The sequence below is a fragment of the Amphritea sp. genome (genome assembly GCF_016744155.1).
Lineage (GTDB): Bacteria > Pseudomonadota > Gammaproteobacteria > Pseudomonadales > Balneatricaceae > Amphritea.
Map to the genome: position 1 here is coordinate 28,741 of NZ_JADGEW010000019.1, position 14,883 is coordinate 43,623.

General features: G+C 37.8%; 12 protein-coding genes and 1 pseudogene. 1 reads left to right on the forward strand and 12 read right to left on the reverse strand.

Going from position 1 to position 14,883, the window contains the following annotated elements; all coding sequences use genetic code 11:
- Window positions 1–33: 33 nt before the first annotated feature.
- The 4 genes from xrtD to QZZ54_RS13760 are packed head-to-tail and all read right to left on the reverse strand — an operon-like array spanning window position 34 to window position 3,419.
- On the reverse strand, window positions 34–1,605 hold the full coding sequence (xrtD, locus tag QZZ54_RS13745) for a VPLPA-CTERM-specific exosortase XrtD (protein WP_290703266.1): 1,572 nt from the start codon (window positions 1,603–1,605) through the stop codon (window positions 34–36).
- Window positions 1,606–2,091 (reverse strand): glycosyltransferase, encoded by a 486-nt coding sequence (locus tag QZZ54_RS13750; protein WP_290703267.1) that lies wholly within the window; start codon window positions 2,089–2,091, stop codon window positions 1,606–1,608.
- Window positions 2,088–2,534, reverse strand: a complete 447-nt coding sequence (locus tag QZZ54_RS13755) for a UDP-N-acetylglucosamine--LPS N-acetylglucosamine transferase (RefSeq protein ID WP_290703268.1) — start codon at window positions 2,532–2,534, stop codon at window positions 2,088–2,090. The genes QZZ54_RS13750 and QZZ54_RS13755 overlap by 4 nt, the downstream gene beginning before the upstream one ends.
- Window positions 2,535–2,585: 51 nt before the next feature.
- On the reverse strand, window positions 2,586–3,419 hold the full coding sequence (locus QZZ54_RS13760; RefSeq protein WP_290703269.1) for a glycosyltransferase family 2 protein: 834 nt from the start codon (window positions 3,417–3,419) through the stop codon (window positions 2,586–2,588).
- Between the two features lie 49 nt (window positions 3,420–3,468).
- Here QZZ54_RS13760 and QZZ54_RS13765 point away from each other — a divergent pair, with 49 nt between their 5' ends.
- A complete protein-coding gene (locus QZZ54_RS13765; protein ID WP_290703270.1) occupies window positions 3,469–5,925 on the forward strand; it encodes a transposase in 2,457 nt (818 codons plus the stop codon).
- Between the two features lie 98 nt (window positions 5,926–6,023).
- Here QZZ54_RS13765 and QZZ54_RS13770 read toward each other — a convergent pair whose 3' ends face one another.
- From QZZ54_RS13770 to QZZ54_RS13805, 8 genes and pseudogenes are all read right to left on the reverse strand, one after another.
- Window positions 6,024–7,238: a glycosyltransferase family 4 protein gene (locus QZZ54_RS13770; protein WP_290703271.1), complete on the reverse strand. Its 1,215-nt coding sequence runs from the start codon at window positions 7,236–7,238 to the stop codon at window positions 6,024–6,026.
- Window position 7,239: 1 nt separating this feature from the next.
- On the reverse strand, window positions 7,240–8,190 hold the full coding sequence (locus QZZ54_RS13775; RefSeq protein WP_290703272.1) for a glycosyltransferase family 2 protein: 951 nt from the start codon (window positions 8,188–8,190) through the stop codon (window positions 7,240–7,242).
- Window positions 8,187–9,386: a hypothetical protein gene (locus QZZ54_RS13780; protein ID WP_290703273.1), complete on the reverse strand. Its 1,200-nt coding sequence runs from the start codon at window positions 9,384–9,386 to the stop codon at window positions 8,187–8,189. The genes QZZ54_RS13775 and QZZ54_RS13780 overlap by 4 nt, the downstream gene beginning before the upstream one ends.
- A gap of 4 nt (window positions 9,387–9,390) precedes the next feature.
- Window positions 9,391–10,611 carry a Coenzyme F420 hydrogenase/dehydrogenase, beta subunit C-terminal domain gene (locus QZZ54_RS13785; RefSeq protein ID WP_290703274.1) on the reverse strand — a complete coding sequence of 407 codons (1,221 nt, stop codon included), beginning with the start codon at window positions 10,609–10,611 and terminating at the stop codon, window positions 9,391–9,393.
- Between the two features lie 258 nt (window positions 10,612–10,869).
- Window positions 10,870–11,049: pseudogene (locus QZZ54_RS13790) on the reverse strand (DapH/DapD/GlmU-related protein); the annotation flags it as partial.
- Window positions 11,050–11,402: 353 nt separating this feature from the next.
- Complete coding sequence (locus QZZ54_RS13795; RefSeq protein WP_290703275.1) at window positions 11,403–12,809, reverse strand: oligosaccharide flippase family protein; 1,407 nt, start codon at window positions 12,807–12,809, stop codon at window positions 11,403–11,405.
- 10 nt (window positions 12,810–12,819) lie between these two features.
- Window positions 12,820–14,067, reverse strand: a complete 1,248-nt coding sequence (locus QZZ54_RS13800) for a polysaccharide pyruvyl transferase family protein (RefSeq protein ID WP_290703276.1) — start codon at window positions 14,065–14,067, stop codon at window positions 12,820–12,822.
- Window positions 14,068–14,076: 9 nt separating this feature from the next.
- The gene (locus QZZ54_RS13805; RefSeq protein WP_290703277.1) at window positions 14,077–14,877 is read right to left on the reverse strand and encodes a CpsD/CapB family tyrosine-protein kinase; all 801 of its coding nucleotides are present in this window, start codon (window positions 14,875–14,877) and stop codon (window positions 14,077–14,079) included.
- Window positions 14,878–14,883 lie beyond the last annotated feature (6 nt).

Here is a 14,883-nt window from a genome sequence, read left to right on the forward strand (position 1 = left end):
AACAAAATCGCCGTTACCTAGAAAACAAACTAATTATTGCGGCAAAAAATCAGGTAAGTAAATTGCCATATCTCTTATAAAGTTCTGTAACTTCATATCAGCTTTATCAAAGTCATCATTGTTAACCAATACATTTACCCGGATCAAAGCACCATCAGAACGCTTGTCAAATACCGCGCTTGATATGAGCGAAGCTCGGGCAAGATATTCATCGGTATAACTCACACCTTTCTGATCAATCCAATAATATACTAATTGCGTGAATTCTCCTTTACGAATAACAACCCGATTAGCAGCTTTAGTTTCACCAGTCGCGCGATAATTAAACTCAACCACACTTTCATCAGCAACAACCCATCCCCCACCCGGTATACACACCTTCGGCGAGTGCAGTGCACTGCCATCTTTTTGTTGTTCGTAATACACCATATAAAGATTTACTTCTTCTTCAGAGCTACTATCACGGTACGAACCCAGAAAGTAATCGTCAGCTCTTAAAATATCTAATACCTCCTGTTCCAAGTACGATAGATCTACATTGCTACTACCGATACGCATAGGAAAGGAGTTAAACTTTTCACGAGTAGGGATAATTATTTGTTCATTGACACTATAGTAATTAGCTAAACCACCGAGCACTACAACCGGAATAACAAAGAAAACCACCTTAATCATGGATATACAAAAACGAATAGGCGAATACGCATTGTTAGCAGAGTCATCACCAAAATCGAAAAGATCAAATATAGATTGTGATGATTTAAATATCAGTTTATAAAGCCATACTTCAGCAATAAGGATTAAGAAGGCAGCCATAAACACAACCCAGCCTTCAAAATCATGCAAAAAGCCCTCTGCTGCGGCCACACCAAAACTCTTAACTAGCAAACCCGTCACAGCAATCCTAAGACTGTTCATAACGATGGTCACGGGAACAGTCGATACGATCAGAAAAGCTTTAAACCAGAGTGGAGCTCTTAAGAAATATGCCACGATCAAAGCAATACTTATCAGCGGATAAAGATAGCGAAGCCCGCTGCAGGCCTCAACAACCTGAAGCTTATAAGCCCCAAGGTCGATAATATTACCCTCTAGAAAAACAGGTATTCCCATAGCACGTATCATCCAGGTACCCATCTCAGATGAGATTAGCTGTAACCCTGCAGTCAATGAAGAGATCAAGAGATACGGCAAGGGAATTACGAGCACCAATAGAGCTAAAGGCACCAGAGCTATTCTAAACAGCGCCCAACCACCAATAAAAAGAACATAACCGGTCAGCACAATAATAAAGGAATAATGTTTAACTGACTCGAGATCGGCTAGCACTGCTGAAACATATAGCGTTAAACCTAAAAACGAGCAGATGACTCCTGATGTTGCCGACCGCAGAGGCAAACGACTAATCTCACCCCTTTTAGACCAAAGAATATAAGCACCTATAAAAGGCATAAACAGCCCATGCCCATACTCTTCACTATTCCACCATTCAAGAACCAAAGAATATAGGCTTTCTGAGAACAGAAGCAGTATTAATACGAGAAGAGATAACACCACTGGCAAACCAAATACACGTATACTACCTTCCTGGGTTTCAGAAGCCATTTAAATCCCTTTAACAAAATTAGATATTGTATTGATCAACGTGGCAGAGACACTTAGAACATCTTCACCCGGTGCTTCAGCATTAACTTTAAAAGTTTGCTCTATGGCAAGCTCAAGTTCTTTGTAGCTATCAACAACACTAACGAGCGATAATTTACCGAATTGCTTTGCTGTTGATAGCTGGTGATCATTACGGTGCTCACCTTTATCGGCATGTCGTGGCATAAGAATGAGAGGTTTACCATACTTAACACCGGAGATAATAGTTCCCATACCTACATGACCAATAATAACATCCGCTTCAGATAATTTCTGTTCATACTCATCAGGTGTCATGCTAACAACGGTTATGATGTTTGTTGTTACATAACGAGTCTGACCAATTTGAGCAAAAACTTCAACTTTAGGGTTTTTTGAAGCCCAGTCATCAACTACCTGAATTAGCCGTTCGAATGGTAATTGTGTGCCTACCGTAACGAAAATCATATTACAGACCCGGCAAAGAGTGGGCCATCATCATCAGCAAGATGTTCCCATTGCGTTAGATAAAGATCTGCATATTTTTTAGCCTTAATCCCACTCAAAGAAAGAGTATCACAGTTAGCGATGCTATCAACCCATATAGTCTTAGAGCCCAGCTTTCGGCCAAAAAATAACGCAAAAAGGCCAACGGAAGCACCTGTTGTAATGATTACATCAGGTCGAACCTTTAATAACGTTATCAACACAACAAAAGCCTGCCACAGAAGCCGTAGCTTATTCCAACGAGAGGCATCAGGGATATAATAAAAAGCATTATCAGGGTGATGTTGATGATAGCTTCGCTCTGTCGACGCATATATAAGCTCGCAATCACTAAACGCTGGCTCCAATCGGCACATTTGAACCCAGTGACCACCAGACGAAGATACAAATAGCGCTTTAGTCAATTAAACATTCCTCGATGCAAACAATAAAGTATATATGAACAAATACAGAAACTAGGTTCTTGATGATTCATCCCGCTCCCAAATAGTATTTTTAGATTCTGAATAATAATATCGAGCACGAAGAATCGTGAAACATTGCACAGACACATAAATAATTATCGATATAAGGTCAAAGGGATTCTTTTTCAAAAAATCAAAAAGATCTGAGATACCATTATTACTAACCTTTCTTAACATAGGAAACTTTCTAAGCAACTGCTTATTTCCATATCGAGAACGCGATTTAATCTTGATTAAGTCCCAAATACCAACCGGAGAAATACATTCAAATGAGACATCCTTCCTATGTAAGATATCCTGCTCAGAAAAAGTGTGTTTAACAAAAGCATCATCAGCAATAACATCAGGAAACTCAATAAAACTATTACGAGCCTTTTCGGATAAAACAAAAAGACCACCTACGCGCCGATCATAATGAGGCATAGAGGTCCATACCTTGTTAAAAGACCTAACAAGATAACCTGAACACGAGTCATTCAAAGACATAGATGGGGAAACAACCATCAAACTATCATCGGATTGAAAGCTAGAAGCAAGTTTAATAATGTCAGCACCACTAACCATTAAATCAGCATCAAGATAAACGCGAGGAAAATACGAAGCATGTCGATCAGCTTCATTCAGAGCATTTACTTTTGAAGGCTTAGATATTTCGAGCACCTCGACACCCGCCACACTTCTTGCTATAGAGGCCGTATTATCAGAGCACCCATTGCAAGCCACGATAACCTGCACACTTTGAGCAGCAATTCCTTCATATAAGTTTGACAAACAACGAGCAATGACTGACGCTTCATTATGTGCAGGAATAATTATTGATATCATTTATTTATCACCATCATACGACCAATGAAAAACCACAAAAGACCACAATATGAACAGCCTATATACAACAGGTAGCAGCTTAAAAGCCATTAGCTTAACAATGTTATTGACATATACACAATATGTATCAGCTGATTGTGACTGTACGATAAGCCCTGATACTCCTTACTGCACAGGAAACGAAATAACAGTACGCATCGAGGCTAGTCCAGTCAACAATAAAGGCTCTGAAGACGCCATTTTTCGGTGGCGCTTTAGTTCAGAAACACCCGATGCTTCGCCCTACTGTGGGAAGTATGGAAATGGAGATTACTGGGTCGCACCAGCGGATGGAGATACAAGCATAACAATTACTGATATTAGTGGAAATGGCACAATAAGCGCAGATCGAAACCCATTTTTAGAAAGAACTGGACTATTAGGCGATAAAGACAAATACGGAAATTATTTTGTAGATGAAGACATAACCAAATCATTACCTATTACACTATCCGTGCAAGCAAGCATATTAGCTGCAAAAAAACGTAATGAGAGCTCGACTGGAAAATGCGGTACCCGTGGAATTGAAGGTATGTGTGTTGATGCATATAACCAAATAACAGTACTACCTAGAAAACCAGAAGGTAATACCAAATATCTATTAAGACCTGAAATTTCAGGCGAATACAAATCAACTACAAACTTTCCCATCCAATACATATACGACTTACCTACATACAGCTTCGGAACGCCCGCAACGAATAGCGAACTAGCGGAAATTGCAGCAAGGTGGCGACATAATACCGCTATATACACATTGATGAATTCAAGCGGACAATACTATTCAGAAGCAGGCCGAGCTTTTAGAGCTCATATTATCGCGGATGATTATGGTGCCGGATTAGCAGAACAATACAACACAGATATCATGCAGCTACTAAGCACCTCAAGCACCTATAGAGATGACGATTATTATGTAGCGATATCTTCAATGCTAACATACGGACAAGATCTTTTTTATTCTAAATACAAAGGCAACAATGGTGCACGGCACTGGGGTTCAGGGGCTGGGCAACACCTTGGAAAGATCCTCCCAGCAGTCTTATACGCCACTTTGACTAGAAACCAAGAATTCCAGAATCTAATATTTACAACTGAAACAGCATTTGAAGGAAACACAGGACCTCATGAACTAAACCAAGTTAACAGAATTGGAAATGAATATCTCTGGGGAGATGAAGGAGGCGCAAATGCATACTGGGACAACTTGCTCAGATCACAGTGTTATTCAGGTGCATTAGGAATATGTAACCCTATACATGGGAAAAAGACTCTTCGCGATCCTTATGGACTAATTGATGGTCCAGCAAACCTTCCAGGATCAAATTATATGCCCGTAGCCGCAGGCCCACAAAGATCAATGGCTGCAGTAATGGTTCTTATTCCTGAAACATGCAACGCACTCAATATTGAACCTCTAATTAGTTATGTTGTTCGCCTTGAAGACTACGGAATATCAACAAACAATGATGTTTGCGCACCGCCCGATTATCGTGAAAACATTGCCGAATGCGATGCTTATCGAGACACCGGTTGTAATTATTATAAAAAGACTTGGGGCCCGGATCCTACTAAAAGCAATATGTGTATAAAAGCCGAAGCGGATACTTATAGGTTTTCCCACATTAACGGCACAAAACTGAAATACTTCTATACTACCTCAGCAGTAGAAACACACTGGTCTTCTATTATCAGCAGAAAATCAAAATGCTTAGGCAATATAAAAAAACAATTAAACGCGCCCACAGAAAGCACACTGCCTGTAGAAACACCACCTTCAACCGACACGCCATCGCCTGCTGAAACACTACCTGCAACTGAAGCTTCAATACCCACTACTAATGAAACAATACCTCTTTCAATCGATGGAACTGACAATGGGTCTGTGCAGGCTCACTCTGAATCAACTCCCAACTCTCCAGCGCCTAGTATAAGTGGCGGCGGAGGCGGAGGCGGCGGAGGCGGCGGAAGCAACAGCGGAAGCAACAGCGGAAGCAACAGCGGAAGCAGCGGAAGCACCAGCAGCGACGGAAACGCCAGCAACAGTGGCAACCTGCCTAATTCTAATAGGACCGGCACTTCATCGACAATAAAACCGATACCAGTTAGTATTCGAATGGAAGCCACCCCCGTTACCAATATAGAATTCTATGGAGATAGGCTCTTACAAAGAATGTCGAATACTATCAACTGGGATAAGCTCGAAAATGAAGTAAAGGCCAGCTACAAAGGCCCTGTGCCAATTACGACGATGCTTAAAGTTTACTGCATACAAAGCTGGTATAACATTAGCAACACTCAACTTGTTACTCAGTTAAAAGACGACACATCAAAACGACTATTCTCAGGCATTAGGACTAATAGTGAAATACCAAGCATAGAGAGCCTTACAGACTTTAAAATGATAATGAAGAGTAATAGTGAAGTGAAAGGAAATACAAATATAGATTGCATCAGCAGACAATAAACAGAACGCATCCAAACTTACTGAATATTAAAAAACAGCGCGCGACACATACGGCAATATTAACTTAAAGAAATTTTCATTTTAAAGAGTGAAAATTATCAGCGCCCAATTCTATCTAATAACAACTCAGCAAACTGCCCAACTTTATTCGGCCAGAGATAATTATCAGTACAAAAAGATAGTGAGTTACTTTGATACTCTATCAACATCTTTCTATTAGAATCTAAACTCATAATTGCTTTCGCTATATCACGAGGAAATTGAGAAGGGTTGGTAACCTGCAATTTTAAACCAATATCATCGTTGATTATTGAACCAGGACCACCCAAATCACACACGATCTGTGGCAAGCCAAATGACATCGCTTCAATTACAACGCCTCCTGTAGGTTCTCGAAAACTAGGAAAAACCATAAGATCAGAGGATTTATAGTAGCCATCAACTTCATCTCTATTGAGCTTTCCATGAAAAACTATGTTCGAGAAATTATTATCTTTAGCTTCCTGAATACAGTTTTCTAGATCATCACCGGAACCAATAACCTGTAAAGTAAATTTTGACTGATCTAAATATTTAAAAGATCTGATAAGGTCACGAAGACCTTTCGATCGTACAACCCGACCAACATAAAGTAGTTTTAATTGAGGCGAGTCAAAGCGTCTCTCTGCCGGAGTAACAACATCAACACCGTGCTCGTTGATCACAGTGATATCATTAGATCTGTCGAAACGCTCATTGATGATTGTTTCAACATAGGGGGCTGCAGCCAAAATAAAATCAGCTCCGTTATATGACTTCTTAAGATATGGAGCATATCGCCCAAATAAATCGTCAAAATTTCTAAACTTTGTATAAAAGGGGACACCGCCCATTTCGGTCTTGAAAGAATCGATATTTTTCAATCCACCAGCCACAGGCCCAATTGAATATTTTAAATCTAAGCCCACTGCTGGACAAGGAAAGCGCATAGCAAAGGGATTAAACTGATGAACCCAATCACAATTCACATCACCAGTAACGACATTATCTATTAACCACTTTCTACAATCCTTAAAAAAAGAAACATACCAAGGCTTCATCATACTATTAAGCCTCTCGAAACCTGAAAACATCCCCTTATCTTCAAAGCGAATAATCTTTATTGGCAAATCATTATCAGCAATATGATGCTTTGTTTTCAAATCTAGAGTTAATAGAGTAATGTCAAAAGTTTTAGATAGCACTTCAATCCATTTATATGCTAAAAAGACCTCACCCACATCTTCTTTACATGCACCTGGAGCAATAACAATTAAACTTTTCTTTTTATGCATGTTACTTTTCCTTGTGCACGTTTAAAAAAATCGCATATAAAGATTTCAAACCAGATAAATGATTAGACAACCTGCTTTTAGATATTTCATTACTATTAAAAACATCAAGCAAGAACGCAAGCGGTAATCTAGACAGGTAAAAAACATGTAGAAGTACTGCACCAATAATGAACCTTGAGTACCCCCAGTTTTTTTTCATGTAAATTAATGCAGACTTATCTTTAATATTCGCTCGGGTAGCTCCAAGTTTGGCTGCACTCCCCCCACCATGATGAATTATTCCGCCATAGGGAATATAAACAATTTTCCAGTTATTGTTCTTAATCCGAAAACACCAATCAGTTTCTTCGTAATACATAAAAAAAACATCGTCCATCAGTCCAGAGTTAACGATAACCTCTTTACGTATCATCATAAAACAACCAGATAAAACATCTACCTCTCTAATACTATCATAAGCCCACCAAGTGAGTTTTTCACGACCGAAGAATCTGTTACTCTTAAAAATCTTATAAAGACCCGATACAAAAAGAAGCATATTTAAAATAGACGGGAAAAGGGAGCAGTTCGGTTGTAGAGTCCCATCAGTATTATTAATTCTACATGATATCATTCCAATATCGGCATCACTCTCTAAGAAATCAAATGTTCTCTGTACAGAATCATCAACAACAAGTGTATCACTATTCAAATACAGTATATTTCTTCCACTAGCGACCTTAGTTCCTATATTATTACCACCTGAAAACCCGAGGTTCTCGTCGCTTTTGATCAATTTAACTTGTGGAAAGAACTCCTCAACCATTAAAACTGAATCATCGCTTGAAAAATTATCAACAACAATAACTTCATAATCAATATCGGATATTTTTTCAAAAACTGAACCGAGACAAGCTTTAAGAAGCTCGCTAGTATTCCAGCTAACTATAATAATAGAAAGGTCGTATATCATTTATTTATACCAGAACTTCTCTTACATTGATAAAGCAGGGCCAGCCCTAGACCAAGATACATATTAAAAAAAACATACGCATTATTCCATAAATGGACTGTGCTTGCACTGACAATTAACCCTGCCATTCCGGCTAACCAGCCTCGTCTTAACTTGAGCAGATCTGGATCTTCTACTTTAAGCCTAAACAAAGATACTAAGATAGAAAGAACGGAACCAGCATATAAAATAAAGCTAGGAAAACCATATCTAACCATATTCACAAGCCAAAAATTATCCATACTCCCACTTAACATCCAACTAGGCCTAACCCAATCGTTATAACCGATTCCAAAAAATGGATTGCTAATTGCATTTTGTATCCCATATTCAAATATCAAAATACGCCAATATGCAGTGTGTGCACTAAATGTTAAATAATGAAGCATAACCTTTAAAGGTGTTCTATTCGAGAGAACATCAATTGAAATATAGATGACTAGAAATAGTATAAAAAACATCATCCACTTTTTGCTATTTCTTTTGAAAACCTTACTCCAGGTGATCAAAATCCACTGGAAGCTAATAGATGCCATGGCGCCGGATGATAACGAAAGCGCTGCACACAAAGATATGACAACAGCTTTTTTAAAACTATAAACAAAAAATGCCATGGATATCATCGAAGCGCTTATTACGCCTAACAATATCGCATGATCGAAAGTACCTAAGGATCGAGTCAAACCCATCCGCTTATCTATATGGCTATGATAGCCGCCAGTCAATGCATCAGTCAGAGTTCTAAACCAATTAAAACCAGTTAAAGTCTCAGGTATAGTTACTAATAGCATTAACAGCAATAGTAAGATAATAAATCGAACATACTTATAGATATTCTTAGTGGATGAACAATACATAAATATTGCAATAAACGGAACAAATGTCTCTAAGAAGTGAACACCCGCGGCTTCTATCGCATACCCAACACCATGATTAACTGTTATCGCCAGAAAAACCCAAAAAACATATAAACAGATCAACACTTGAGGTGAAAAAAAACCTCCCCTGAAAGTTTTTAATATCTTCGAAAAAAACACAATAAATATAAAGATACAAACAACTCTATATGAACTCAGACGTAAAGAGCCCAATGCAAACGAAAATGATGTAGGCAAGAAAACAGCTATGGTGAGAAAGTAAACGTAAAGTTTATTCATATAATCATTTATCTACAGAGTAAGAACAGTATAATTTCTTTTTTATAAGTCGTTTAACTGTTCCGAATATTGAGCCTAGCTTATCTCTAAAGGACAATTCACTGCTCCATATTGAGAATAGATTAAACCCTGAATAGATAGGTATCTCCATTCCCAATAACCGCATGGCAACTAGTCTACCCCAAACCTGGCCTTTGGCTTTACCTAAATTAGGCTGAGATAATGGCAATAATTGATTATCTTGTTTTGATATTGTGATTCTTCCCTTCCTAACGGCTTCATCAAAAAAATCAGCACCAGCTTTTGTTCGAATAACAACCAAGGACATGCCTTCATTATCAGAATCAACCCCTTTATACCAAGGATCGCCGACTGATATATCGGAGTACTCTCCCGTATGGTCAGGACAAATATAACATCTCCATTGGCGATACTTTTGCAGATAGCCCCAAGAGTCATGATAAGTCAAAGTTTTCGACTCTCCGCTGTCACTTATAGCCGTCCACAAACCTGGCCACCCGTTACCCCGAAACTTCAATGAAGAGATATTTTCTGGAGACAACCCTTCCTTTTTAATTAATTCTGCATTGCCTGTATAAGAAGGTGTGCCCGCACAAAAGAAGGATAAGTTTAAGACTATAGTGTGAAGATGGTCATAATTATTTAATTTCAAACGGGATGCAGCATAACTATCGCAAGGCTTACCTACAAACAGAACATTTTTTTTCTTACTGGGCTCAGCTCTAAGCTCTTCACAAGGGCTTGAAGCAATGTATCTCGAACCTGCACTAGCGATAATCGAATCTTTATTTTCACTTAATGTAGACAAATTTTTAATAGGCGACTTAGGGTCTGATTGTATGTTTACAACGCCGTCAACAATTCCTTCCTCAACGGCAAATAAGGACAAAGCGGTTAATACCCCACCACTTGAGCCTTTATTCCTAATACTGGAATCACTGGCATATGCTTCATATACTTTTATGACTTCTCCCCAGAGACCATCCGTACCATTGCGACCATCACTATCGTGAAGTTGCCCACCCGGGCAGATATCTAGACTATTCTGATGACTACGGATGTCGCTTCCAATTATTTTTGGTCTACGTCCAACCTGAATATCATCAACCATTTCATATGTATCAGGGAATACAGCACTACAGGCCCCACAACCTGAACACAAATTACCTGATATAACATCGTCTATTCCTTTGACCCGTCCCACGCTAGCCTCTCATTCACTTAAAGCATCTAATATAAAACCATGGATATAGGCTTACACAAAAAACACTATTAACATTATCATTCACAAGCTAGGTATTTAGTACAATACCGAACACCAAATTTGGACAAATAGCCTCTGACAAACATAGATATAACCATCAATGAAATTTTAGCCAGAAAATCATAAAGGTAACGAATCTTTTTTCTGAACTAAATTTTCGATTGACATCTTCCACCATTCTGATGTTTTTAGGCTATCTATAGTTTCATCGTTGAATCTCATTTTTATATATTTGCACGGATTACCAGCACTTATAGAATATGGAAGCACGTCATCGGTAACTATTGAACCAGCACCTATAACCGCGCCATCGCCAATGGAGGAGCAAGACGGTAATATTATTACATTTGCACCAATCCAAACATCATGGCCAATAATTAATGGATTTTCTGAATCCTTCATTATTGTATCATTTTCAACATATCCCAACTTACTGTTATAGAAGAATGGATGCTGTGTAAAAGTATTCATTGGATGATTTCGTCTAAATATTTGCACACCGTCAGCGACCGAGACATACCTACCAACCACTAGACCTCTAGGTAGATTTTTCATCTTCATTATTCCATAGCTATATAAGCCAATGTCTATATCGAAGCACTCCCTATAAAACCGTCGAACAATAACTGTAGACATCTCCGATGTCGTATCACGTATCAAAAACTTCACTGAAAGCCTTAAGAACAATGCTTTTTTAAAGAAATACGAGAACACTTTATTCATTAAAAACCTCAAAAAATATTTTTGAATTTAACACTACTATCAAAGACATAAAGCCAAACTAGCAAACAAAAAGAACAAAACAAAAGATATATTAGAAAACCAATAACAGTTACTATCATAAAGAAAGCGCTATATATATATATGGATATGCCTATAGCAACACCAATAGAAATCAGCACATTCAATGCCTTCTTTAAATAAGCATCATTAGAACCATAATTAATACGATTAACTTGGTAATAAAGTGCTGAAATTTCACCAAAAATGCCAATTACAAGCACTCCAACAATCCCACCTCCCATTATAATCCAACATAGGGATAATAAAACTGCAGCAGACCTCACCACATTCGACTTCATGATAACTTTTGTTTGCGCTCTCGAGGTAGCAATAATAGTAGGCCCAATTCTGATTATCCTAATGCTATGCATTATACCTAGAAGCACCATGAAAACTTTACCCTCAAAGTACTCCGAACCGTATGCAAATATATAGACCTCTCCTCCAAACAAAATCATAAAGGAAAGCACATATAACCCTGTAAGTAATGTCAGATGTAACATGCGCAACATAACATAGGGTTCCTCATCCTGCCCTTGCTCTTGCGAACGCGATAATATTGGTAGAAAAACTATACTATAAATCTTTGCTATAACTATTGATGGCATTATTGTCATTGCAAAGGCGGCACTAAAGTAACCCAGCATTTCTAAGCTAAATACTTTACCAATTATCATTCTATCTGTTTGAAAGACCAGGAAAATCAGAAACCCATTCAACAGTAGAGGCCAACCAAAACCAAAAACTCTTTTGATGCAATTAAAATTCAAACTAATGTAATAACGTTGCTTAGATAGAATATGCGTTAAGGTAACATTAATGAAGACTTGAAATATCAGAATATAAAGTACGACACGATAGTCGTTAAAGTAAATCGCTAGCGGATATGATATCAGGACTGTGATGATTTGAGGAATTGAATCTACCAGTGCTGTATTTACAAACAGCATATCTCTTTGTTGCTTTGCAATATCCCAATTTATGAATCCTTTCAATAGAGGCACTATTGCTAGCATTTTAAATGCCCAGCCTAGATCAGATAAATTAAACCATGATGCATATAAATCAGCCACCAAAAAAATACCAAGCGACAGAAGGCAGCCTCTGACAATTTCTAGTAAATGGACGGTACCAATGAAATCTTTTAACCCCTCAACCCTGCACTGAACGATTTGTCGTTCAATTGACATACCGCTCATCATTTCCAAGAAAGTTATTAGCAATGCAAAAAGGCTGGCAACACCAAAATTTTCGGGCGATATTATCCTAGCAATAATAATATTTCGAACTAATGAACTTAGCGCTACAACTCCCTGACTTAAAGCAATACTACTTCCATTTTTAATAATGCTCACATACTCACCATTAATACTTAAGTATTCTATCGCATATAATCTGGAATTGAGTTTTAGCTTCAGTTATTACCTCTGGTAAACAGGCTGCAATCTCTTCTTTAGTTTGTTTTCGTTTACGCCACTCATTGATGATTTTTAAAAGCAGTTCCTCGCCCGTCATATCTCTCGCATCAAGCACTTTCTCTTCTTGAGAAACACTTGCAAACACGCCTTTAGATTTACCGCTATAGGCAATATTTACTGTAGGAACTCCTGTAGATAAGGCAGCAATAGTGGCATGCATTCTAGAACCACAAAACCAATCTAAACAGGATATTACATATTTAATTTCTTGTTCATCATAGCTACCAGTAATAATATCTACTCGCTCTTGATGCGACCCAGATAAACTTTCTTTCAAATCAAGAGAGGCGCGTACATCTGACTCGAAATTATCAACATCGGCTGTTATAACGTGCGGCACTAAAACAATACGACCATCACTTTCATTCAAAACATTTTCAACTATGTTTTTCATTAGCTGCTTATAATTTAGATCTATTTCATAATTTGATTTTATATCTTCATCTGAATTATATAGTAAGCCGCTTACATTAATTCCAAAAAGCTCCTTATCTAAACTTCTAGCCAGTAATGTGTTTTCTTTACATTTTAATAAAAACGCCATATCGACGCCTAACTTGATTTTCTCTAGATCAAAATCTTCTTTTAAGATACTTTTTAAATACGCATAAGAATATTTATCTCTAGCAAATACAAGATCAGAAGCCTTTATAATTTTAACAGCCCTTTTTAAATTTTCTTCAGACTTGAACGGGCCAAATGTTTGGGGTAACAAAATTAACGGAATACCATTTTTTATTGCCATCTCTTTTGGGTACGCAATTTGCTCAAAACGTCTCTGCCCATACATATCAGTAAAACTATCGCCACCACTAACATCTAAGATGCAGCTAGTTTTCAAAAAAGCACCGACTGTTTTATTTACTGACAAGCCTTTATCCAGGAAAAACTTTATATTTGAGTATGCCGATTGTTTATATACTTTCTTACTTAGATTCGCCCCTATTAAATTAGCAAATCCACCTCCATGCATTTTATAAGCACCGGATCGCACACCATTTTTAAAATCAAGTATATTAACGTCTAACTTCGGAATATTTTCTGAAATGCTTTCGACTGCAGATCGGCATAATGCTGACACGCCTAGATTCCCAGAATCGGGAGAAGCTCCCGCAACAATCACTTCCTTTTTCATTTTATAGGCTCAATAAATATATAGTTTCGGGGCTTTTAGCTCTTTATTCAAAATAGTACCTAGTAGAGGCTTTTGTTCCAACATAGCTATCGAGGCTTCTATCTCTTCTTTTGTATTCTGACCACTTTCTATAACTAGTAAAGAGCTATCTACATTCGGTAAAAAAGCCATTACATCATCAGATACTAATAATGGAGGTAAGTCATATAGAATCACTCGTGATTCATATTTATTTTTCAACTCTTCTGTCAACGTTCTGAGCATTGGTGATGAAAGTTGCTCTGAAGAATTAAGCACTCTCTTTCGTCCAGGCATTATGACTAGCCGATCTATCCCTGGATTAATCATAATATCTTCTACGGATGCATTACCATCTATGAAGTCTTGCAAACCATATTCTGGCTCGAATGAGAAATACTTATGTATGGAAGGTTTTCTTAGGTCCATATCCACTATCAAGACTGTCTGATTAGTTTCCATAGCAATACTCATCGCTAAGTTTACCGTCACCAAAGATTTTCCTGCACCAGGTGTAGGCGCAGAGATGGCAATACTATTCCAATCATTATCTCTGAGCTCGCGTAAGACCTTAGTTCTTAGCATATGGAATGGGGTAGACCTAGGATCCTCCTTATTCTGAGCTATAACTCGATTATTAGTCAGAATTTCATTATCAACATTAATTATTCGTGTTTTAGAATAGCTAATATCTGTTACTTTATCTGAATTTATTTCTGCAGCACTTTTCTTATTTCTACTCTTTCTTTTGGCTTTTTTCGCCTGTTTTACTACATCATCTATGCTGGCCATCTTACC